Origin of the sequence: Cupriavidus necator, assembly GCF_040578825.1 — a bacterium.
GTDB lineage: Bacteria > Pseudomonadota > Gammaproteobacteria > Burkholderiales > Burkholderiaceae > Cupriavidus > Cupriavidus necator_E.
On the sequence record NZ_JBEFLI010000028.1, the window covers coordinates 1 to 22,225 of the forward strand.

A 22,225-nucleotide genomic window follows, 5' to 3' on the forward strand; every position below is an offset into this window, starting at 1 on the left:
CAATGGATAGCCAGCCGCTCAGGCGACGCGCTTTTTGGTTACTTTTTGTCGCTCGGACAAAAAGTGACCCGCCCAGGAGGGCGGAACCAAGCGGTTCAACAGCAACAACATGTCACCAACAACGCGAGCCCTCAATCAGAGACAACAAGAGCCCTCGGGGTCAGACGCTCGCGCCTGTTCGTACGTTACGGTTGGTTGCTCGGCTCCTCTTTTAGCCAGGCGCAGCCATGCTCCGGTCGAAGTGCTGCCGTTTTGCGCTAACCAGCTTTCCCATTCGATCTGGCTGATAAACGTTAGAGGGAATTCAGTCATGTCACTATGCCGAACGGTTGAGTTCAAAGCGGGGGGCTTCGTCCGGAGTCTAGCAGCGTTTGCTTTGGCGTCGGCTTGTCCCGACGTTCGGGAAGCTGAGCAGACGGCGCTGTCTTGAGGGCCGCCTGCGGTAGCTCCCGGCGGCGTGGCCGGGAGCGCTTATGAAGCGCTGACCGTACTGGATTCCGCCACGCCGAGGGCAATGTGCCTCAGATCGTCATCGGTAATCGCGGCCTTCGTATCCGCCAGTCGCTTGAAGCGGGCGAAGGCAGCGGACAGCCCTTCGTCGTCTTGAAAATGCATCCCGAGTTCCTGAAGCCGGTGCTTGAAGGCATTCCGGCCGGAAAGCTTGCCGAGCACGAGCGCGCCCTGGTCCCATCCAACATCTTCCGGCCGCATGATTTCATAGGTCTCACGGGCTTTCAGGATGCCATCCTGGTGGATGCCTGACGCATGTGCGAAGGCATTGGCACCGACCACCGCCTTGTTCGCCGGAACGCTGAACCCCGTGGCCTCGGCAACGGCCCTGGAGGCAGCGACCAGATGCATGGTGTTCACGCCAACGTCAAGTCCGAACAGGTCACGCCTGGTCTTTACCGCCATGACGACCTCTTCCAGGGACGCGTTGCCTGCGCGTTCGCCAAGCCCGTTGATAGTGCACTCGATCTGCCGGGCGCCTCCGTACCTGACGGCCGCCAGCGAATTGGCAACCGCCAGGCCGAGGTCATTGTGGCAATGCACCGACCATATGGCCTTGTCGGAGTTGGGAATGCGCTCGCGAAGCATCCGCAGTCCCTCGGCAAATTCGACGGGCATGGCATAGCCAACGGTATCGGGGACGTTGATCGTGGTCGCCCCTTCCTTGATGACCCCTTCGATCACGCGACAGAGGAAATCGGGGTCCGATCGACTCCCATCCTCGGGGCTGAATTCCACGTCGTCCGTAAACTGGCGCGCGAAGCGGACGGCAGTGCACGCCCGCAGATACACCTCCTCCGGGGTCATGCGCAGCTTCTTCTCCATGTGCAACGCCGACGTGGCGATAAAGGTGTGGATGCGGGATCTTCTCGCGCTCCTCAACGCATTGGCGGCTCGCTCGATATCGCGCTCATTGGCACGGGCGAGCGAGCAAATCACGCTGCCCTTCACTTGCCGGGAAATCTCCCGGATGGCGTCATGGTCCCCTTCCGAGCTGGCTGCAAAGCCAGCTTCGATGACATCGACGTTCAGGACATCGAGATGTTCCGCGACCGCGATCTTCTGCCTGACGGTCATTGCCGCGCCAGGCGACTGTTCGCCATCGCGCAGGGTGGTATCAAGGATGACGAGCTTGTCGCTGGCGCTGGTCGAACTGCGGGGCTTCGGGAATTCGTTCATCGGCTTCCTCCTGGTCGACGTGACGCTCAGTTCAGCCCGATGCCACGCGACAACACCTCGTGCGCCCAGGTCACCGCCGCGCGCGCCGGCGCCTGGCCGGTCGACTCCACGCGTTGCGCCAGCCTGAGCACCCGTTCGCGGATGCCTGCCACTTCGTCGCGCAGGGCCGAGTCGTCGACACCGCCGAGGTATTCCCGGGCGCAACTCACGATGCCGCCGGCATTGATGAGGAAGTCGGGCGCATAGAAGATCCCGCGCTGGTACAGAGTGTCGCCTTCGGCGAGCGAAGCGAGTTGATTGTTTGCCCCGCCGGCGATGACCCGGAAGCGGCAGCTTTCGGCCACGGCCGGGGTGATGACGGCACCCAGCGCGCAAGGCGCGAATACATCGGCGTCGACGGCCGTGATGGCTTCCGGCGATACGACGCGGGCGCCAAACTGCTGTTGCGCCTGCGTCGTGCGGCCGGCGTCGATATCGGCCACGGTCAGGGTGGCGCCCGCTTCATGGAGACGGCGGCAAAGCTCCCAGCCCACCGAACCCAGTCCCTGGACGGCCACGGACAAGCCGGCGAGCGACTTGCGGTCCAGGCGATACAGCGCCGCCGCCTCGATACCGACGAACACGCCGTATGCCGTCCACGGCGAGGGATTGCCGCCGAAGCCGCCGTCGCGCGGCATGCCGCTGACGTAGCGGGTCTCGGCCTGGACGGCACGCATGTCGTCCACCGTCGTGCCGACGTCCTCGGCCGTGATATAGCTGCCTTGCAGCGACTCGACCATGCGGCCGAAGGCGCGGAAGAGTTGCTGGCGGTCGGTCTGCGCCGGGGAACGCAGGATCACCGCCTTGCCGCCACCGAACGGCAGCCCGGCGAGGGCGTTCTTGTAGGCCATGCCCTGTGACAGGCGCAGCGCATCGGACAGCGCGTCGGCTTCGGCGGGATAGGCCCAGTACCGGCAGCCGCCGAAGGCGGGGCCCAGTCTGGTGTTGTAGATGGCGATGATGGCCTGCAGGCCGGATTCCGGATCGGTGGCGAGCGTAACGCGCTCGTGGGACAGGCCTTCGCCGGTGCCGAAAAGGCGGACAGCGGCCGCCGCGTGGGTACGGTCGTTCAACTTCTTCTCCATGACGTGGGGAATGCAAAGCTGTAGCTCTGCCTTCCTTGACACACCGCCTGGGTTGCAGTGCGGTGCGGCGTTGATGGGGCGTGGAGCCCCAATCCCGTTCGGCGGCGGGCGATCTTGTCGCGCCGGCGCCGGGTTGGCATCTTACCCAGTTTCTCGGTGCAGGCGGGGCTGGGGTTTTCGCTTACTCCAAGGTCGGCTTGCTCTTACGGCTGGCACCGCGTGCTACCTGGTGCCACCGTGCAGCACCGCGTTGCGGCGCGCGTACAGGAAGTAGATCGACAGGCCGATCCCCAGCCAAATGAGGAAGGCGATCCAGGTCAGCGCTTGAAGGTGCGCCATCAGGAACAGGCAGAAGCCCACCGATAGCAGCGGAACCACCGGCACGCCGGGACAGCGGAAAGCTCTCGGCAGCTCGGGACGGGTCCGGCGCAGCACCAGCACCGCGATCGAGATCAGCGTGAAGGCGGAGAGCGTGCCGATATTGATCAACTCGGCCAGCACATTGAGCGGCACCAATGCGGCGATCATCGCGAATACGATGCCGACGCTCCAGGTAGCAAAATACGGCGTGGCATGCACCGGGTGCACGGAAGACAGCCGCTCGGGCAGCAGGCCGTCGCGCGACATCGCAAAGATCACGCGGGTCTGGCCATAGGTCATCACCAGGATCACCGTGGTCATGCCCAGGATCGCGCCCAGGTCGACAAAGCCCGCCACCCAGTTCTGGCCCGCGAACTGCAGCGCCAGCGAGACCGGGTGGTCCACGCCGGCAAACTTCGCGAACGGCACGATGCCGGTCATGATGGCGGCCACCACCACATACAGCACCGTGCACACCGCCAGCGAACCGATAATGCCGATCGGCAGGTCGCGGCGCGGGTTGCGCACCTCTTCCGCGGCCGAGGTCACCGCGTCGAAACCGATAAAGGCAAAGAACACCAGCGCCGCCGCATTGAAGATGCCGGCAAAGCCGAATGGCGCGAACGGCTGCCAGTTGGCCGGCTGCACATGCCACACGCCCACCGCGATAAACAGCAGCACCACGCCGATCTTGACCGCCACCATCAGGTTGTTGATGCGCGTGGATTCGCGCACGCCGTATGACACCACCCAGGTGATGGCCAGCATGATCAGGCACGCCGGCAGGTTCAGCATGGTCTTCACCCCCGGCACGGACCCTGGCGCCGCGCTCAGCGCCGCCGGCAGCTTCAGCCCGAAGCCGGCCATCAGCGACTGGAAGTAGCCCGACCATCCCACCGACACGGCGGACGTGGCCAGCCCGTATTCGAGCAGCAGGTCCCAGCCGATCATCCACGCGACGATCTCGCCCAGAGTCGCGTAGCTATAGGTATAGATCGATCCGGACACCGGGATGGCGGAGGCGAACTCGGCATAGCACAGCGCGGCGAAGCCGCAGGCCAGCGCCGCGATGACGAAAGACACGGTCAGCGCCGGGCCGGCGGTCAAAGCGCCGGTGCCGGTCAGCACGAAGATGCCGGTGCCGATGATGGCGCCGATGCCCATCATCACCAGGTCCACCGGACCCAGCACCTTCTTCAGGCTGCCAACGTGTCTGTCCACCAGCATGGCGTCAATGTCTTTGGTTCGGAACAAGCTCATATAGGTGTCTCCTGCATGTGCTGCCGAGCGATCGCACGGGTCCGCGCCGGGGATGGCGACGAGTCATGCGGGCGCGAAGGCATCCGGGCAGCGTGCTGCCGGGGTCGACGGCACGGCTTGCCGGCACGCAGGTCGCGCCCCGGTCCCGGTATTTGTTGGAATTACCCGGACCGCCCAGGCCACGGGGACAGACGTCAAACCGAATCAACGCGGCGCGCACGGCCCTCCGATTCCTTGCACGCCGCTAATGTCAAACACGCCGGTCTCAATCGACGTGATGAACCCATCCGAACGGGTCGGCGATCTTGCCGCGCTGGATGCCGGTCAACAACGAACGGAGGCGTTGCGTAACTTCGCCTTCCCCACCATTGCCGATCGTGAACTCCCCACCAGCGTGACGTACCTGCCCGATGGCGGTGACGACCGCGGCCGTGCCACAGGCAAAGGTTTCCTTAACCCAGCCACTGGCTGCATCTGTGCGCCACGTCTCGAAGTCGTATGGTGCTTCATTGACCGGAATACCCTCGTGCCTGGCCAGTTCGATGATCGAAGCGCGCGTAATGCCCGGCAGGATTGTCCCTGTTAATGGAGGCGTGCGCAGAGAGCCGTCATCCATCACGAAAAAAACATTCATGCCCCCGAGCTCCTCGATCCAGCGGTGCTCCGCAGCGTCAAGGAACACCACCTGGTCGCAGCCATTGGCCGAGCCCTCGGTCTGCGCGATCAGGCTGGCTGCGTAGTTGCCGCCGCACTTGGCCGCCCCGGTGCCGCCTGGGGCCGCTCGGGTGTAGCGATCCGAAACCCATACGGTCACCGCCGACTTGCCGGCCTTGAAATACGGGCCGACCGGGCAAGCAATCACGCAAAATACAAATTCGGCCGACGCGCGCACGCCGAGAAAATTCTCCGAGGCGAACATGAATGGACGCAGGTAGAGGCTTCCATCGCCACCTGGAATCCAGGCGCGGTCAATATCGACGAGCGCTTCCACGGCTCGCAGAAATGTGGCCTCGGGCAGGTCGGCCATCGACATGCGGGCAGCAGAGGCGCGAAAACGCCTTGCGTTCTCCTGTGGTCGGAACAGCGAGATCTTGCCGTCCTCGCCACGGTATGCCTTCATGCCCTCGAAGATCTCCTGCGCGTAGTGCAGTACTGCGCAGGCGGGATCGATTTGGAAAGGACGGCGTGCCTCGACCTTGGCGTCATGCCAGCCGCGACCGTCGGTCCAACGGATCGTGACCATGTGATCGGTGAAAATGCGACCGAACGTCGGATTTGCCAACTTGGCAGCGATCTCATCGGCGGGGGTGGGCCCGGGGTGAGGCTCTAGAACGAACTGCAGTTGATTTTCCGTACTCATTTTTCAGTGTTCCGAGGATGTTGGGCCATATGGCTCTGGCCGCCGCGGTAGTGTCGTCGGGGCGGGTGCCTTACAAGGGTGGAGTGCTACTTGCCAAAGAGCGGCGCGCCTTCGCAAACCCCACCACCGCCAAGCCGGACGCGCTCGATCCTGGCACAGGAAACTGTTCTGCTGCGGCCGGAGTCAGGCAGCAGCACTCAGCGCGCCTCTGCGAAATGAGGCCAGCCACGCCGGCCGTCTTCTGCATATTGACCTCCTTCACATGGCCGAAACTGCGAGTATCGTCTGGTAGTGAAGCCAGTGCGACAGCAGTGTCAAGTTTGCCGTCGCTCAGGGACTGCGCAAGCTCCTCCACCGTGGCGAGATACTCGGCAATCAGTTGCCGCTCTGCACGCCGTTCGGTAGGCCTGCCTAATATATCGAAGGCGGTGTGGCGCAAGCCCTTCAGCCGCGCCAGCAGACGGCCGTCATGGAGCCCGCCCAGCGGCGAGCTCCGCTACCCGGAATAAAGCCGGCGGTATTCGATCCCGCGGCCCGGTCGCGGGCCTATTGCCGCAGTGGCAGTCGCACCAGCGCCTGGGTGCCGCTCATGTAGACGCGGCCTGTTTTGAGGGTGTCCTTGTCGTCCAGGCTGGCCGCGGCCAGGGATCGCGCAGGTTAGTCGATAGTGGGGTATTCACGATGTCTGTCTCCGCATGCTTCTTTTGTCCGGAGAAGTGTAGGAAGCGCCCACGCTATCGTAAAATCAAAAATTCCAATACCTGATATCCACAAAACAAATAGCGGAGGGATGGGGGCATATGGGCGCGGTCGAACGTTAGCTCAACCCATCGGCCACTATTGCTGCGTGAGCATCAGGTTCAGGTTCTGCACCGCAGCACCGGATGCGCCTTTGCCAAGATTATCGAAAACCGCGGACAGCAGGACGTGCCCGTGTTCCATGTTAGGAAATACGCTTAAGCGCATGTCGTTCGTACCGTTCAGTACCTGCGGATCCAGGTGCTTTAAGACGCTCGATTCGTGCAGCGGCATGACACATACGTGGGCCGCCTCGGCATAGTGGCGTGCGAGGCATGCGTGTAACGTGGCGCCATCCACGTCGGGTGCCAGCAGCCGCAACTCCAAGGGAACCGTCAGCACGATGCCCTGGCGGAACGCCCCAATCGCGGGGACAAAGATGGGACGCTGCGCGAGCCCGGCGTGCTGCTGGATCTCCGGGGTGTGCTTGTGCGCGAGTTCCAGACCATATACCTGGTATGAAGGCGCGTTGATGGCACCCCGCCCCTCATGTTCCTCCACGCCGGCACGCCCGCGTCCGGAGTAGCCGGACACCGCATGAATGCTGATAGGGTAGTTGCCTGGTATGAGCCCAGCCTGCAACAGGGGACGCAGCAAGCCAATTGCACCGGTCGGATAGCAACCGGGATTGGTGACCCGACGTGCGTTCGCAATGCGCTCAGCCTGTCCCAGCGTCATTTCCGGAAAGCCGTATGTCCAGTCCGGCTGTGTGCGGTGGGCGGAACTTGCGTCGATGACTCTGACGGCAGGATTAACAATGGCGTCCACTGCCTCGCGCGCGGCGGCATCAGGCAAGCAGAGGATGGCGATGTCGCAGGCGTTGATGGCTTCTGCGCGACGCCGCGGATCTTTGCGTTCCGCAGCGGCAAGCGTGAACAGTCTAAGGTCGGTCCGGTTGCGCAGCCGTTCGTGGATATGCAACCCGGTAGTGCCTTGGTCGCCGTCGATGAAAACAACGGGAGAGCTCATACGTGGAAGACTCCAGTGACTGTGGGCTGAAACAAGTAGAACGAGCCCATATGTTCCATGGATCGCTAGAATAGAGAAAGTTGAATTTCATAACGTTATTATTCAGCTTTTCTGAATCTGGACATCGACATGCGAGAGATCAGCCTGGACCGCTTGCGCACTCTGGTCGCCATTACCGACCGTGGCTCATTTGCCGATGCGGCGCGTGCATTGCACCTGGCGCCGCCAACGGTCAGCCTCCACATTGCTGAACTCGAAGACCGCATTGGGGCTCCACTCCTGTCACGGAAGCGCGGGCATGTAAGGCCGTCGGCGATAGGAGAGGTGCTGGTGGAGCGCGCGCGTCGACTGCTGGCCGATGCGGAGCAGGCGTTAGACGATATTCAACGCCAGGTGCAGGGGCTCGAAGGGCGCGCGCGGCTCGGTGCGTCGACTGGCGTGATCGCGCACCTCTTGCCGCAAGCGCTTGAGGTGCTGCGCCAGCACCATCCCGCTATCGACATTCAGATTGCAGTACTCACTTCGCATGAAACGCTGTCCCGCCTGGCGGATGGAACGCTGGATGTGGGGCTGGTCGCACTGCCTCAGCCCCCCGTGGCTGGACTCGTGATAAAGCCTTGGCGCCGCGACCCCGTGATGGCCTTTGTGCCGGCGCATTGGCGGTGTCCGGCCCGCGTCACGCCTGAATGGCTCGCCGCACAACCTCTCATTCTCAATGACGCGACCACGCGTCTCTCGCGTCTGACTGCGGAGTGGTTCGCGGCTGGGGGGCAGCATCCCGCGCCGCGCATTCAGCTCAACTACAACGACGCGATCAAGAGCCTGGTAGCGGCAGGTTACGGCGCAGCGCTGTTGCCCCATGAGGCCACTACGCCATTACTCGACGGGCGCATTGTCATGCGTCCGCTGCGCCCGGCGTTGTGGCGTCGGCTCGGCATTGCATATCGTGCGGGGTACGTTGAGCGTTCCACGCAACACGTACTTGATGTATTGTGGGATCTGCGATTGAGGTAGGAGTTGCCATTTGAGGAGAGCTCATGTTCGACCACGTCAAATTCGGAGTCAGCGACTATGCAGCGAGCAAAGCGTTCTTCCTCAAGGCACTCGAACCGCTCGGCGTAGCTGTTGTCTCGGAGGGGCCGCCGACGTATGGTGTCGAGCTTAGCCCGAAGGGTAAGGCTTCATTGTGCCTATTCCAAACCGAGGAGAAACCGGCGCATCTTCACTTGGCGTTCACGGCCGAGAATCGCCAGCAGGTCGAAGCTTTCTATCGCGCGGCTCTGGAGGCGGGTGGCAAAGACAATGGTGCGCCTGGTCTGCGCCCGCACTACCACGCGAATTACTATGCAGCTTTCGTCATTGGTCCGGACGGGCACAACATCGAAGTGGTTTGCCACGAGCCCTGAGCCTGACGTTATGTATCCCAGCAGAACCTGCGGGATAAGTTGGACTGCGATGGGGCAGAATCAACCCAATATTGGCAGCTTTCGCCGCGAGCCGCCGAAGCGACCGTCACTTTTTCAGCGCGGCGACGCCAGCCTTCGGTACTGTTGATAATGACGGATCGCCCGATGCGTGTCGCCAAGGGATTCATGGAGGCGCGCGGCATTATAGTGGGCGTCGGCAAAGTCCGGCGCCAGTCGGATACATGCGTGGTACTCAGACAGCGCCGCCTCTACATGGCGCTCGTCCTCAAGCGCCACCGCAAGGTTGAAATGCAGCAGCGGTGCCGCAGGCGAGTACTCGAGACCTTGCCGATATAGCGCTATGGCCTCCATGTAGCTGTCCCGGTCGCAAAGCATGCATCCCAGGTTAAGGTAGGCATCGACCAGCGTGGGATCCGCGGCAATGGCGCTGCGATATGCGCGTTCTGCTTCGCCGGGTTCGTCGCGCTCCAGGTCCTGCGCGATTTCAAACAGCTCGTAACCGCTCAGATTGCGGCTCGCTTTGGCAAGCGGGTCGAGCATGACGATCGCTCCACCGGGCTTGTCCGGATCAAAGTCCATGATCCGCTGGCCGCTTTCGATCTGCCACTGCCCGTGCGCATCGGCGACGGTCACTGCCCCGCCGACAGCCTTGATGCGCATGCCTGTTGCCGGTTTGTCGGCACCGAAGCGCTCCAGCCTTTTCAGCGAGCGAATGACCTCCCGGGTTGGCACATTGGCGGCACGCAGGGATTGAGCCGTGCGAAAAAGGACCAGATCCTGGAATGAAAAGAGATATTCGTTCCTGGCGCCGCGGCCAGGCACAATCAGGCCCGCCGCCAGCATGGCGTTAATCACGGATCGGGAAATGCCGACAACCGTCTGCACTTCCTGAAAGGTGTAGGCATGCATGTGCGGCTACTTTTTCGCTGCGCGCTTGGGTATTGCCGCCACGGTGGCGGTGCGCTTGGCGCTCTTGCGCGGCGTCGCCTCGACAGCCGCCGCTGTCTTGGCCGCGGCCGCGGGTTGGCGCTTGCCTGTGCCGAGGCTCTTCTTCAGCGCATCCATCAGATCGATCACCTGTCCGGTCGAGGTAACCTCGGTTGGCTCCGGCGAGACGATATGCTTGCCCGCGATCTTGGCATCGATCGCGGCCAGTACGCGCTGCTTTTCTTCGTCACGATACTGGCTGGCATCGTACTCCTCTTCAGACGCCTGTTCGATTAACTGGATGGCGAGCTTCAGCTCCGCGTCGGACACTGCCACGTCCTCGACATGCAACTCTTCGATCGAGCGCACTTCGTCGGCAAAGAGGAGTTGCTGGAAAACGAGACCACCCTCTGCCGGCCGGATCTGCACCATGTGGGATTTGCCCTTCGAGGCCCATTTCGCAATGGCGCATTTGCCGGTCTTCTCCATTGCAGCCCGCAACAGGCTGTAAGGCTTGCCGCCACGCTTGTCGGGCGCAATGTAATAGGCTTTGTCGTAGTAGATGGGATCCACGTGTTGCTCGGGCACGAAGGCAACGATCTCCACAATGTGGCTGGCGCCCTCTTCCAGCGCTTTGAGTTCGTCGGGCGTAAAGACAACAAAGCGGTCTTTCTCGAACTCGTAGCCTTTCACCATCTCCGAGCGGTCCACAACTTGCTGCGTTTGCTCGGATATGTACTGTTGCTTCACCCGCGAGCCGTCTTTCGTCAGCATGTTGAAGCGGACCGCGGAAGAGCTTTCGGTGGCGGTGTAGAGCTTCACCGGAATCGACACCAGGCCGAAGGAAAGGGATAGCGAGGCAAGTGATCGCGCAGCCATAATGCTCTCCACGTCGCTGGACGAAGGGTGTTTCAATGCGTCAGCTTAGACGCTCGATCGCTTCAGTCAAATCCTGGGGAGTCGACCAGAAGTCACTCCACGGATCCGTGGTCTGGAAACTGAGGTGTTCACGGGCGTTTCGCACATTCCACTGATCTGCGCTCTTGAGCTGCAGCAGTTGCTCCCATGATACCGGCATCGATACCCCCATGCCGGGCCGCGCCCGCGCGGAGAATGCGGCCGCCGTCGTATGGCCCATGCCATTGCGCAGATAGTCCACGAAAATCTTGCCGATACGATTGCCGGCCCCCGACTTGGCGACGAACCGTTGCGGAATGGCCCTGGCGAGATGACGAACGGCGGCCCGTGAGAAGTCCTTGACCGTGTCGTAGTCCAGTTCGGGTGCCAGGGGCACGACAACGTGCAGGCCCTTGCCCCCGCTGGTCTTGAGCCAGGCCCGCAATCCCAGTTCACTCAACAAGGTCTGCACCAGCAGCGCGGCCTCCTGGATGTGCTGCCACGGTACGCCCTCTCCGGGATCCAGATCGAACACCACCCGATCCGGATACTCCAGGCGATCCACCGTCGAATTCCACGTGTGAAACTCGACCACGTTCAGTTGCGCCGCGGCAATGATGGCTTCGGGGGTGTCCACACTGAGCAAGGCGCCATGGCCGGGCCGAAGCGATGCCGGATGCCTGGTGAGCCCCGGCAGCGCAGTCGCTTCGACATGCTTCTGGAAAAAGAGCTCGCCGGCAATGCCGTCCGGCGCGCGCAGCAGCGCAACCGGGCGCGCCGCCAGATGTGGCAGCATCCAGTCAGCCACGCTCTCGTAGTACCGCACAAGATCAACCTTCTTGATGCCGCTCGATGGATCGATCAATCGATCCGGATGGGTGACCTTGACACCGCCGTGCCGCCCCGAGGTATCGACCGGCGCAACGTCTTCCCTGCGAATCTCGCTTGCCGGCGTCTCACTGCGCAAGCCCTTGAACGAGGCCGCGCGGACCTGCCCATCGGGCGTCCACTCGGCAAACTCCACGTCCGCAACCAGCGTGGGCCTGACCCAGTGCGGAGCGGCGGGCTTGCCGCGTCCCCAGCGGCTACGCTTGAGTTGCGCTGCCGGGATGGCAGGGGCATCGGTCTGCAACTTCGCCAGCCTGGCCCGCAGCGCGGCGGCCGTCTTGCTGTCCCAGCCCGTGCCGACGTTGCCGACATGGCGCAGTTCGCCCTGGTCGTACACGGCCAGCAGCAGGCCGCCGACTTCTTCAGGTGCCCCCTCGCGATCCGAGTAGCCCCAGATCACGAATTCCTGTCGCAGCCTGCACTTCGCCTTGAGCCAGTTCGGGCTGCGCGTCGAGGTGTACGCGGAATCCGCCCGCTTCAGGATCAGGCCTTCCAGCCCGAGTTTGCATGCCGCCTCGAAAACCTGCGCCGCCGGGGCCTCGAAGCTTTCGCTGAAGCGCACCCGCTCTGACTTGCCTTCGATGAGTCGGCTCAGGTGGGCACGCCGCGCGCCAAGCGGCACACGGCGTAAATCGCGCCCCTCCCAGTAAGGAATGTCAAAGGCAAAGTAGACGACCGCGTCGCTGTTGCGGCCGTCCATCGCATTTTGCAAGGCGTTGAAGTCCGGCAAGCCATCACGCAACACCACGATCTCGCCGTCGAGCCAACCTTCCGAGATATCCAGCTTCTCGAGCTCCCGTGCAAGGCTCTGGAGCCTGCGGGTCCAGTCGTGACCGCCGCGCGTGATGAGATGCACTTTGGCGTCGACGATTTTGGCGAGCATCCGGTATCCGTCGAACTTCGTTTCGATGATCCAGCCCTCGCCAGTCGGCAGCGTCGAGGTTGGCGTCGCCAGTTGCGGCGAAAGGCGGGCCGGCGTTGGCGCTGGCACTGCGCCGCTCAAATCCGGCTCGCTGCCTGCCGATTGCCCCTTGACTGCGGCCGAGGGCTCCAGCGGCCCCAGCGGATGCGTCATGACGCTGTCCGGAAAGGCGGTGATGACATCGAACTCGGCCAGTGGCCGGGCCCATTCGTCACGCTTCTTGAACAGCATCCATTGGTCGCTGTCGTCGCCCGGCTTGGAAATGCGCACCAGCTCCCATCGGCCCGCCAGCTTCTGGCCATGCAAGCGAAATTCCAGCTTGCCGGCTGCCATGCCGTCATGGGGTTCGCCAATGGGCTCCCACGTCCCGTTGTCCCAGACGATGACCGAACCCGCGCCATATTGCTTTGGCGGGATCGTGCCCTCGAAGGTGGCATATTCGACGGGATGGTCCTCAACGTGGATAGCGATCCGCTTCTCTGCGGGGTCGAAGCTTGGGCCTTTTGGAACGGCCCAGCTCAACAGCACGCCATCGAGCTCAAGCCGGAAGTCATAGTGCAGGCGCCGGGCCCAGTGCTTTTGCACCACGAAGCGAAGCGGTTTTGCAGTCTTGCGGCGCGTCCGGCTGCGTGCGGACGGCTCCGTGGTGGTTTGGAAATCCCGCTTGCTGCGGTATCGGTCGAGGGCGTCTGATGCCATCTGTTCAGCATAGCGCTCTGAATCGGGCCTGCCCAAAGGCCTTGCCCATCTTTGCGGCCGGAAAGTCATTTCTGTAGAGATATCTACATCATTGAAATGGCAGCGATGGGCTTCTAACATGCGACCATGACTGCTTTCATTGACTCCTGGGCGCTGCTGATTGTCAGCCTGCCAACGTCTGGCGCCACCGCACGCATGCGAATCTGGCGCACAACCAAGACACTTGGCTGCGCCGCGCTGCGAGATGGCGCCTACATGTTGCCGGCGGGCGACGAACAGATAGCCGAACTGCGCGAGCTGGTGGATGTCACCCAGCAGCAGGACGGCGAGGCGTGGCTGCTGACCGTTTGCTCCCGGAACCAGGCCGAATCAGCCACCTTCCGTGCCCTGTTTGACCGCAGCGCCGACTACGCAGAACTTCAGACCACGTTGTCCGAGGCTCGTAAGACGCTGTCCGACCTGAATGGTGTCGACCTCAACCGCCTGCTGCGTCGACACGCGCGGACGTACGAAGCAATACGCAAGATCGACTTCTTTCCCAATGATGCATCGAGCCGCGCCGAAGCCCAGTGGACGGATTTCGTTCGCGCGATTGAAACCCTCCAGTCGCCAGACGAACCCCAGGCGCTCGCGCGAACGATCGCGCGTCGCGACCCGGCACGGTATCAGGGACGGCTCTGGGCCACGCGCCGCCATCTATGGGTGGACCGGCTGGCAAGCGCCTGGCTGATCCGGCGCTTCATTGATCCGCACGCCCGCTTTCTCTGGCTGAAGACTCCCGCCGATTGCCCGGACGAAGCACTGGGCTTTGATTTCGACGGCGCGACCTTCACGCATGTGGGCGACCGTGTTTCCTTTGAAGTGCTGATGGCAAGCTTCGGCCTCGAATCAAACCGCGGGCTTGGCCGCCTCGGCGCCATGGTCCATGCGCTGGATATCGGGGGCATTTCGGTACCGGAAGCCAGCGGCTTTGAAGCCATGCTGGCCGGCGCCAGAGCGCGCCTGGCAAATGATGACGCCCTGCTGGCAGAAATCGGCACGGTACTGGATTCGCTTTACACGTACTTCTCGGCAAACAAAGAGCCCTGACTCCAACTTTCTCTCAAAGAACTTTTATGCGTCGCATGCAACAAGCCGGCACGGCAGCGCCGGAAGTCTCTGACCGGCCAGCCTACACGCTCTGGCAACTCGTGCTCTATTTTCTCGGCCTGGGCACCTTCGGCTTTGGCGGGCCGGTCGCCCTGGCCGGCTACATGCATCGCGACCTGGTGGAACGCCGGGGTTGGATCAGCGATGGCGACTACAAGGAGGGCATTGCGCTGGCGCAGCTGGCGCCAGGGCCAATGGCCGCGCAACTGGCAATCTACCTTGGCTACGTCCACTATCGCGTCCTTGGTGCCACGCTGATCGGACTGGCTTTCGTGCTGCCGTCGTTCCTGATGGTGCTGGCGCTGGGCTGGGCCTATGTCCGTTTTGGCGGGCTGACGTGGATGCAGTCAGTGTTCTACGGCGTGGGCGCCGCCGTCATCGGCATCATTGCCATCAGCGCGTACAAGCTGACGACAAAGAGCGTAGGCAAGGACAAGCTGCTGTGGGCGATCTATCTGGTGCTGGCCGCCGTGACGATCATCACCGAATCGGAGATAGCCTTGCTGTTCCTGGCCGCCGGCGTGCTGGCCTGGTTCTGGCGCGCCCCGCCACAGTGGCTGCGCCAGGGCGGCGCCAACGCGCTGGCCGCCACGCAGTTGCCAGCCGCCAGCGGGCTGCTCGGTACGCTGGACTGGCCGCTGCTGGCGCAGATCGGCGTGTTCTTTGCCAAGGCGGGCGCCTTTGTGTTCGGCTCGGGGCTGGCCATCGTGCCCTTTCTCTACGGCGGCGTGGTGACGGATCACCAATGGCTCAACGACAAGCAGTTCGTCGATGCGGTAGCCGTGGCGATGATCACGCCGGGCCCCGTGGTGATCACGGTCGGCTTCATCGGCTACCTGGTGGCGGGGTTGCCCGGCGCCTGCGTGGCGGCGTTGGCCACGTTCCTGCCTTGCTACCTGCTCACGGTATTGCCGGCGCCGTACTTCAAGAAATATGGCAAGCTGCCCGCCATCCTCGCCTTTGTCGAAGGCGTCACGGCGGCAGCCGTGGGGGCCATCACCGGCGCGGTGATCGTGCTGGCGAAGCGATCGATCGTCGATGTTCCCACCATCCTGCTGGCCCTGGCCACGGTGGCGCTGCTGGTGAAATTCAAGAAGCTGCCTGAGCCGGTCATCATCGCCGGCGCGGCGCTGATCGGGCTTGCGGTGTATCCGATGCTGCGCCACTGAGGCGCACGGCAGGCCCCGATGCACGACCACCATGTCGGGACCGCCAGCAGCAGCTGGCTCGCCCGCGTCGCGTTGCCGGCCGGCGTGCATGCTGACGCCTTGCCGCTGCTGGCGGGCCGCGCGTTGCGTGGCTTTTGCGACGGCTTCATTGCGGTATTGCTGCCGGCTTACCTGCTTGCACTGGGCTTCGATGCGTTGGCAGTGGGCCTGATCAGCAGCGCCACCCTGGTCGGCTCGGCCATCGCGACGATCCTTGTCGGCGCCATCGGCCATCGCTACACGCCGCGCCGGTTGCTGATGCTGGCAGCCGCACTGATGGTCGCAACCGGGCTGGGCTTCGCCGGACTCTCCTCCCTGTGGCCGCTATTGCTCGTTGCCCTGGTCGGCACCCTCAACCCCAGTTCCGGGGATGTCAGCCTGTTTTTGCCGCTGGAGCATGCACGCCTGGCGGACCTCGCCACGCCAGCGGCCCGTACCGCCCTGTTCGCCCGCTACAGCCTCACCGGGGCGCTCGCCGCCGGCCTGGGCGCATTGGCGGCGGCATTGCCTGGCTGGCTGGTTGCGCATGCGGGCCTTTCATCTCTTGCCGCCATGCGCGCCATGTTTCTGCTGTATGCCCTGACCGGTGTCGCGCTCTGGTTGCTCTATATGCGCTTGCCGGCTCCGCCTCCGCATGTGTCGACAGTGACCACGCCGCTCGGTGCTTCGCGCCGTATCGTGCTCCGCCTTGCGCTGTTGTTCAGCGTCGATGCCTTCGCCGGCGGCCTGGTCGTGAATTCGCTGCTGTCATTGTGGCTGATACAGCGATTTGGGCTCTCGCCCGGCGCGGCCGGCGTGTTTTTCTTCTGGTCGGGTCTGCTGACCGCGGGTTCGCAGCTTGCCGCGGTACCGCTGGCCCGCAAGGTCGGATTGCTGAACACGATGGTGTTCACGCATATCCCAGCCAGCGTGTGCCTGATCGCAGCCGCCCTCTCTCCCGCCCTCGCCCCAGCACTGGCGTTGCTGCTGGTGCGCAGTGCACTGTCGCAGATGGACGTGCCGACGCGGACCGCCTACGTGATGGCCGTGGTCACGCCGGCGGAACGCCCCGCCGCAGCGAGCCTGACGGCGGTACCACGGAGCCTGGCCTCGGCAGCAGGCCCCACCATCGCCGGCGCGCTGCTGGCGGTCGGTTGGTCCGGCGCGCCGCTGCTCGCCTGCGGCTTGCTGAAAATCGCTTATGACCTGGCGCTGTACCGGGCGTTCCGCCGCGTGGAGCCGCTGGACTGAGCGCAGCGCCGGCATGTTCAGCGGGCGCGTCGCCACCGGGCACGGCACTGCTCACAAGCGGCCAGGACAGCAAAAACTTGCCTACCCTTAGTGGATGCCAATAAAGCTGTGGGAGAACCGGATATGGCTGCCACAAAGTCGCCGCGCCGGCGGGCAAAGCGCCGCGCCAACACCGGCGCCAGGAAGGTGCGGCGCTGGTCGCAGGATGTCGCAGAGCACAGCAACGCGCTCGACCTCGAACCGCATCTCTTCGCCTCGGACAACCCCGAGGAGATCGCCGCCTCGCTCAAGCGTTCGGCCACGAGCAGCCGGCGCCGGAAGGGCACGGCTTTCCAGTCGGCGATGTCGATGCTCAACTTCTACATCAATCGCGCTGGCCGTACGCTGCCCAGGGACCGTCGCGCCACGCTCGAGCGGGCCAAGGGCAAGCTGCGCCAAGCGTTCGGGCGGCCACCATAAATACGGGCCACCCGCTGCCGGCCGGCTTGCGCTATTGCAATGACGAGCCAATGCTTGTTCCTATGTCACCTTCGCGGAGCAACATCATGGATACAAGAAGCGAACTGCAAGCCACCGTGGACGCCCTGACGCAAGCGGGCAAAGGCCTGCTGGCCGCCGACGAGAGCGGACCGACGATCGCCAAGCGGTTCGAGCGCATCGGCGTGGAATCGAGCGAGGAAAACCGCCGGGCGTGGCGCAACCTGCTCTTGTCGACACCCGGTCTTGGTGAATTCATCAGCGGCGTGATCCTGTACGAGGAAACGCTGGGCCAGCGAGCCGACGATGGCACCCCGCTGCCGGAACTGGCTGCGCGCCAGGGCATCGTGCCCGGCATCAAGGTGGACAAGGGCAAGCTCGCGCTCGCCCTCGCTCCTGGCGACGAGGTCACCGAGGGCCTCGACGGGCTGGCCAAGCGGCTGGCCGGTTATCGCCAGCAGGGCGCGCGCTTTGCCAAGTGGCGCGCGGTGTACAACGTCTCGGACAAGCTGCCCGGCCGGGCTGCCATCCAGGCCAATGCGGAAGCGCTGGCACGCTATGCCGCAATCTGCCAGGAGACGGGCGTGGTGCCGATCGTGGAGCCCGAGGTGCTGATGGATGGCGCGCACTCCATGGCGCGTTGCGCCGAAGTCACCGAGGCCGTGCTGCACGCAGTCTTTCACGCCTTGCACCGGCACGCGGTGGTACTGGAACACATGCTGCTGAAACCCAGCATGGTGCTCCCCGGCAAGGAGGCCGGGCACGCGCCGCCGACCGAAGTTGCCATGCAAACGGTGCAGGTGCTCAGGCGCACGGTGCCGGCCGCGGTGCCGGGCATCTTCTTCCTGTCCGGCGGCCAGACGCCCACCGAGGCCACAGTCAATCTCGATGCCATGAACCGGCTCGGTCCGTTGCCCTGGCGGCTGAGCTTCTCCTACGGGCGCGCCTTGCAGGAGCCGCCCCTGCTGGCCTGGCGCGGCGACGCCGCGAACGCGGCGCAAGCGCAACGGTCGCTGCTGCAGCGCTCACGGCTGAATGGCATGGCGTGCCTGGGGCAGTATGAAGCGGCGTTGGAAAAGGCGGCGGATTAGGGTGTCGCTGAGCACTGAACAGCGGAGGAACGTGCGGACCGACTCCATCGCCTTGAGGACAGCTTTCAGCCCCGCCGTGCCGCCTCGATCGCGGCGATGTCGATCTTCTTCATCGTCATCATCGCGTCGAATGCGCGCTTGGCTGCCGCGCGATCGGGGTCGGCGATCGCCGCGGTGAGCGCGCGCGGGGTGATCTGCCAGGACAATCCCCACCGGTCCTTGCACCAGCCGCACTCGCTTTCCTGGCCGCCATTGCTGACGATGGCGTTCCACAAGCGGTCGGTTTCGGCCTGGTCGTCGGTCGCGATCTGAAAAGAGAAGGCCTCGTTGTGCTTGAAATGCGGGCCGCCGTTCAGGCCCAGGCAGGGAATGCCGACGACGGTGAACTCGACCGTCAGGATGTCGCCCTGCTTGCCGTCGGGATAGTCGCCCGGTGCGCGGAAGACGGTGCCGACAGCGCTGTCGGGGAATGTTTCGGCATAGAAGTTTGCGGCGTCAAGGGCGCCGCCGTCGTACCACAAGCAGATCGTGTTCTTGCTGGCCATTTTTTTGTCTCCTGAGGAGTTAGAGGGCCGAAAGCCGGCCCCCACGCAGCGACAAATGTAGATAGTCCGACGACGAAGCCCAAGCAAAATTGCGATTCCTTTGCTCGCCACGTCCGACAGAGTTGGGAAAACTGGAGCCGACCGGCGGTGCAATGCCTTGAATCGCTCAATGCATCAGCGCCCTCCCTCTCCCGCGCAGTGGGAGAGGGGTGGGGGTGAGGGCCGGAGCCTCAACGAAGTAACGCGCGTCGGTATGCCAGCGCCTGCCCTCACCCCCGCCCCTCTCCCGCAGGCGGGAGAGGGAAGAAACCGGCAGCATGCAGGCCTTGTCAGTAGAGCCCTGGCTTGCGTGCAAACCCTTCACATATCCCTGCTATGCCGATGCGCGCCGCCAAACAGCCTCGCACCCAGCACCACGCCGATACCAAGCGCCACGCCGAGTGCACGAATCGGATTGGCGTGGACCATCGTTTCAGCGCGCTCCCGCCCTGTTTCCCACTCGTTCTTGACGCGTCCGGTAACGCGCCTGGCGACGTCCGCCGATCTGGCTGCCAGCTCCGCGGCGGCATTGCTCGACTTTGCTGCCTGCTCCAGGAATTCGGCCTTGGCCTGCTCAAGGCTCTCGCCGGAAAGTGAAGGAAGACGATCCATCAGCCTGTCGAGTGCGCGCGCCAGGTCCTGCGAGGCCTCGGTCTTTGTCAGCGATGAAGCACGCTCTGACCGCGAATTGCTGGACATGTACTCCCGTTCGCCGAAGGTGGACTCCTGCTGCGGGCTCGTTCCCATGCCGCTCGGGTACGTGCTTCTCGTTTCCGTCTGTTCCATGGTGCTCCTCCGTAAGGAAAAACTCGCGCGAAAGGGCCGCCCTTGCGCGCTGAGCAACGCAAGGTGCAGCTTTCATGCCCGGCAGCGCCGGCTGGGCTGATGATCCTGCAAGCCGTCAGGGGCGAACGCCGGTAGCGAGCTCACGGCGATTTCAGTCCTTGCTGCTTTACAAAATCGGTAGATTTGCGCGCCGGGATTGCTTCCGTCCCCTGGCGCGCGGCATCCAGGAACAACGCGCTGGCCTGCCACGGAGGTAATTCAGCCGTCATACGGCCGACACCATCGCCGCGGCCGCCTTGCCGATATGCTCCGCCAGCCGGCTGGCCACCGGCTGCCGGCTATGACGCGCGCGCTCCACCAGCCCCACCTCGCGATAGAACGTATCGTCGCCAAGCGACAGTGCGGCAACGGTTGACGGCCGTTCGCCGCCGCCGGGCATGCGGGGCAGCAGCGCCACACCCAACCCGCGCGCCACCAGTTGCACGGCTCCCTCCAGTTCATCGAGCTCAATGGCTTCCCGTGGCGTAATCCGCTGCTTGCGCAGGAACTGGTCAACCTGCCGGCCGCCGAAAGACGCCCGGTCATAGCGGATAAACGGCGCCGTGGCGATCACCTCGCGCCAGTCCGCGCCGGCCAGCAAGGACGTTGTGGGGATCTACGAGGCGACTAAAAAGGTCAGGGGCCCTGGATAGCGACCGAGAGGAAACTTCGGAGTACGACCTCTACCAAGGTCTGGCCAATAACGCCTCTGGTAAGCGCGCCACCGCCATCGGGGAGCAGGCGGTGAAGGCGGCGGCGAAGGCCCCAAGAGGCGCCGGTGCCAGCAGTTCGAAGGGTTCACTCAACAGCGCTCGCCACTCCAGTTCGGCGGGCAGCGCATAGGGCGGGCGGATCATCACGGCGATATCGATCTCGCCGGCATCGACCTGGCCGAGCAGGCTTAGCGAGACGCCCGGCACATGCGCACGCGGCAGCCGGGCAGTTCGGCCCGGAACCCGGCAATGGCATCGGGCAGGAAGGTCGCTTGCGCGGAGGCAATAGCGCCGATGCGGACCATGCCCGAGCCCTGGATATCAAGGCCCTGGTGGCCGATCCGTTCGTACAGCACGATCAGCTCTTCGGCCAGCGCCAGCGTTTCGCGGCCGGCGCTGTTCAGGCGCGCCGAGCGGCCGGTACGGTCGAACAGCGCGAAACCCAGTTCCGATTCCAGCCGCTGGATCTGCGCACTGACCGCCGACTGGGTCAGGCCAATGCGCGCGCCGGCATTGGCAAAGGTGCCGTGGCGAGCGACGGCGATAAAGGTGCGCAGTTCTCGCAACATGGCGATTCATCAATTTCCGTGGAGGTAATGGCAAAAATATATCGCTTTTTATTGTGGTTCGTCATGCATAGACTGTGGCTCCGGGCCCGAGGCGGGCCTCCCCCACAACCTCCATTGCCAGAAAGTCTCCACACCATGAGCGCATCCACTGCCGTCCTGCCCCCGTTCCACCTGGCCTTCCCCGTGCACAGCATCGCCAGTGCGCGCGCGTTCTACGGCGACCTGCTGGGCTGTCCCGAAGGCCGCAGCACGGATGACTGGGTCGATTTCAACTTCTATGGCCACCAGATCGTCGCCCACCTGGCGCCGGAAGAATGCGGCCACAGCAAGACCAGTGCGGTAGACGGCGATGCCGTGCCGGTGCGCCACTTCGGCGTGGTGCTGCCGATGCCCGACTGGCAGGCGGCTGCCGACAAGCTGAAGGCCGCGGGCCTGCAGTTCATCATCGAACCGCATATCCGCTTCAAGGGCGAGGTGGGCGAGCAGGCCACCATGTTCTTCCTGGACCCGTCGGGCAATGCGTTGGAACTGAAGGCGTTCGCCAATATCGCGTTGCTGTTCGCCAAGTAAATCAGTCTGGCGGCCGCCCGCCGCCTTAGCTCGCCGCCTGATCGGCCAGCGCAATCGCTTCGATCTCGATCATCGCGTCCGGCGAGTACAGGGCCGACACCTCGACAATGGTGTCGGCCGGATACGGCGCCGCGAACCACTTGCGGCGCAGCTCGACAATCTTGCCGAAGTGCGCCATCGAGGTCAGGAAGATGGTCACCTTCACCACGCGGCCGAGTGACGAGCCGCCCGCCTGCAGCGCACGCTCGAGGTTGCTGAACGCCTGCTGCGCCTGCGCATCGAAATCCCCCCGCCCGACGATGGCGCCATCGTCGCCGACTGCCGCCTGGCCGGACACGAATAAGAAGCCGCCGGCCCGGATGGCTTGCGACAGCAAGTACGGCGCGTAGGGGTCGGGATGGGTGTGGACTTGTTCGAGTCGCATGGGCTGCTCCTGTGCATGGTTTAGTAGAATTCATCCGACGGCTGGCAATGCCATCGGCGTGAGCG

19 protein-coding genes and 4 pseudogenes are annotated in these 22,225 nt (G+C 63.8%); 8 read left to right on the top strand and 15 right to left on the bottom strand.

Annotated elements, in window-relative coordinates:
- Positions 1 to 171 precede the first annotated feature (171 nt).
- The 8 genes and pseudogenes from AB1I47_RS15585 to argC form a co-directional block, all read right to left on the bottom strand.
- A pseudogene (locus tag AB1I47_RS15585) lies at positions 172 to 312 on the bottom strand (YdeI/OmpD-associated family protein); the annotation flags it as partial.
- 174 nt (positions 313 to 486) lie between these two features.
- Positions 487 to 1,689 (bottom strand): annotated as a pseudogene (locus AB1I47_RS15590) (2-isopropylmalate synthase); the annotation flags it as partial.
- A gap of 26 nt (positions 1,690 to 1,715) precedes the next feature.
- A complete protein-coding gene (locus tag AB1I47_RS15595) occupies positions 1,716 to 2,813 on the bottom strand; it encodes a Leu/Phe/Val dehydrogenase (RefSeq protein WP_354684649.1) in 1,098 nt (365 codons plus the stop codon).
- A gap of 222 nt (positions 2,814 to 3,035) precedes the next feature.
- Entirely contained in the window at positions 3,036 to 4,433 is a 1,398-nt protein-coding gene (locus AB1I47_RS15600) for a branched-chain amino acid transporter BcaP (RefSeq protein WP_354684650.1), read from the bottom strand.
- 265 nt (positions 4,434 to 4,698) lie between these two features.
- The gene (locus tag AB1I47_RS15605; protein WP_354684651.1) at positions 4,699 to 5,793 is read right to left on the bottom strand and encodes a branched-chain amino acid aminotransferase; all 1,095 of its coding nucleotides are present in this window, start codon (positions 5,791 to 5,793) and stop codon (positions 4,699 to 4,701) included.
- 70 nt (positions 5,794 to 5,863) lie between these two features.
- A complete protein-coding gene (locus tag AB1I47_RS15610; RefSeq protein WP_407935850.1) occupies positions 5,864 to 6,232 on the bottom strand; it encodes a DUF6537 domain-containing protein in 369 nt (122 codons plus the stop codon).
- A gap of 33 nt (positions 6,233 to 6,265) precedes the next feature.
- Positions 6,266 to 6,473: pseudogene (locus AB1I47_RS33840) on the bottom strand (hypothetical protein); the annotation flags it as partial.
- 157 nt (positions 6,474 to 6,630) lie between these two features.
- Entirely contained in the window at positions 6,631 to 7,560 is a 930-nt protein-coding gene (gene argC / locus AB1I47_RS15615; RefSeq protein ID WP_354684652.1) for an N-acetyl-gamma-glutamyl-phosphate reductase, read from the bottom strand.
- A gap of 129 nt (positions 7,561 to 7,689) precedes the next feature.
- Between argC and AB1I47_RS15620 the strand changes: the two genes are divergently transcribed.
- A complete protein-coding gene (locus AB1I47_RS15620) occupies positions 7,690 to 8,574 on the top strand; it encodes a LysR family transcriptional regulator (RefSeq protein WP_354684653.1) in 885 nt (294 codons plus the stop codon).
- Between the two features lie 23 nt (positions 8,575 to 8,597).
- Complete coding sequence (locus AB1I47_RS15625) at positions 8,598 to 8,966, top strand: VOC family protein (protein ID WP_354684654.1); 369 nt, start codon at positions 8,598 to 8,600, stop codon at positions 8,964 to 8,966.
- A gap of 114 nt (positions 8,967 to 9,080) precedes the next feature.
- Here AB1I47_RS15625 and AB1I47_RS15630 read toward each other — a convergent pair whose 3' ends face one another.
- The 3 genes from AB1I47_RS15630 to ligD are packed head-to-tail and all read right to left on the bottom strand — an operon-like array spanning position 9,081 to position 13,320.
- Positions 9,081 to 9,896 carry a tetratricopeptide repeat protein gene (locus AB1I47_RS15630; protein ID WP_354684655.1) on the bottom strand — a complete coding sequence of 272 codons (816 nt, stop codon included), beginning with the start codon at positions 9,894 to 9,896 and terminating at the stop codon, positions 9,081 to 9,083.
- Positions 9,897 to 9,902: 6 nt separating this feature from the next.
- Positions 9,903 to 10,793, bottom strand: coding sequence for a non-homologous end joining protein Ku (gene ku / locus AB1I47_RS15635; protein ID WP_354684656.1), 891 nt, complete (start codon positions 10,791 to 10,793; stop codon positions 9,903 to 9,905).
- A gap of 40 nt (positions 10,794 to 10,833) precedes the next feature.
- The gene (gene ligD / locus AB1I47_RS15640; protein ID WP_354684657.1) at positions 10,834 to 13,320 is read right to left on the bottom strand and encodes a DNA ligase D; all 2,487 of its coding nucleotides are present in this window, start codon (positions 13,318 to 13,320) and stop codon (positions 10,834 to 10,836) included.
- Positions 13,321 to 13,446: 126 nt separating this feature from the next.
- Here ligD and AB1I47_RS15645 point away from each other — a divergent pair, with 126 nt between their 5' ends.
- The 5 genes from AB1I47_RS15645 to AB1I47_RS15665 all read left to right on the top strand — a co-directional run bounded on the left by AB1I47_RS15645 (position 13,447) and on the right by AB1I47_RS15665 (position 18,475).
- Positions 13,447 to 14,409: a chromate resistance protein ChrB domain-containing protein gene (locus tag AB1I47_RS15645; RefSeq protein ID WP_354684658.1), complete on the top strand. Its 963-nt coding sequence runs from the start codon at positions 13,447 to 13,449 to the stop codon at positions 14,407 to 14,409.
- A 35-nt stretch (positions 14,410 to 14,444) separates the two neighbouring features.
- Positions 14,445 to 15,638 carry a chromate transporter gene (locus AB1I47_RS15650; RefSeq protein WP_354684719.1) on the top strand — a complete coding sequence of 398 codons (1,194 nt, stop codon included), beginning with the start codon at positions 14,445 to 14,447 and terminating at the stop codon, positions 15,636 to 15,638.
- Positions 15,639 to 15,656: 18 nt separating this feature from the next.
- Positions 15,657 to 16,907 carry an MFS transporter gene (locus AB1I47_RS15655; protein ID WP_354684659.1) on the top strand — a complete coding sequence of 417 codons (1,251 nt, stop codon included), beginning with the start codon at positions 15,657 to 15,659 and terminating at the stop codon, positions 16,905 to 16,907.
- A 123-nt stretch (positions 16,908 to 17,030) separates the two neighbouring features.
- Positions 17,031 to 17,366, top strand: coding sequence for a DUF3175 domain-containing protein (locus tag AB1I47_RS15660; protein ID WP_354684660.1), 336 nt, complete (start codon positions 17,031 to 17,033; stop codon positions 17,364 to 17,366).
- An 86-nt stretch (positions 17,367 to 17,452) separates the two neighbouring features.
- Positions 17,453 to 18,475 carry a class I fructose-bisphosphate aldolase gene (locus tag AB1I47_RS15665; RefSeq protein ID WP_354684661.1) on the top strand — a complete coding sequence of 341 codons (1,023 nt, stop codon included), beginning with the start codon at positions 17,453 to 17,455 and terminating at the stop codon, positions 18,473 to 18,475.
- 65 nt (positions 18,476 to 18,540) lie between these two features.
- On the opposite strand, the gene AB1I47_RS15670 is transcribed toward AB1I47_RS15665, so the two are convergent.
- The 3 genes and pseudogenes from AB1I47_RS15670 to AB1I47_RS33845 form a co-directional block, all read right to left on the bottom strand.
- A complete protein-coding gene (locus tag AB1I47_RS15670) occupies positions 18,541 to 19,020 on the bottom strand; it encodes a VOC family protein (protein ID WP_354684662.1) in 480 nt (159 codons plus the stop codon).
- Between the two features lie 360 nt (positions 19,021 to 19,380).
- The gene (locus AB1I47_RS15675) at positions 19,381 to 19,845 is read right to left on the bottom strand and encodes a hypothetical protein (protein WP_354684663.1); all 465 of its coding nucleotides are present in this window, start codon (positions 19,843 to 19,845) and stop codon (positions 19,381 to 19,383) included.
- A 265-nt stretch (positions 19,846 to 20,110) separates the two neighbouring features.
- Positions 20,111 to 21,166 (bottom strand): annotated as a pseudogene (locus tag AB1I47_RS33845) (LysR family transcriptional regulator).
- A 135-nt stretch (positions 21,167 to 21,301) separates the two neighbouring features.
- On the opposite strand from AB1I47_RS33845, the gene AB1I47_RS15690 reads away from it, so the two are divergent.
- Complete coding sequence (locus tag AB1I47_RS15690; protein ID WP_354684664.1) at positions 21,302 to 21,736, top strand: VOC family protein; 435 nt, start codon at positions 21,302 to 21,304, stop codon at positions 21,734 to 21,736.
- Between the two features lie 25 nt (positions 21,737 to 21,761).
- Here AB1I47_RS15690 and AB1I47_RS15695 read toward each other — a convergent pair whose 3' ends face one another.
- Positions 21,762 to 22,160 carry a RidA family protein gene (locus AB1I47_RS15695; protein WP_354684665.1) on the bottom strand — a complete coding sequence of 133 codons (399 nt, stop codon included), beginning with the start codon at positions 22,158 to 22,160 and terminating at the stop codon, positions 21,762 to 21,764.
- Positions 22,161 to 22,225: the final 65 nt, after the last annotated feature.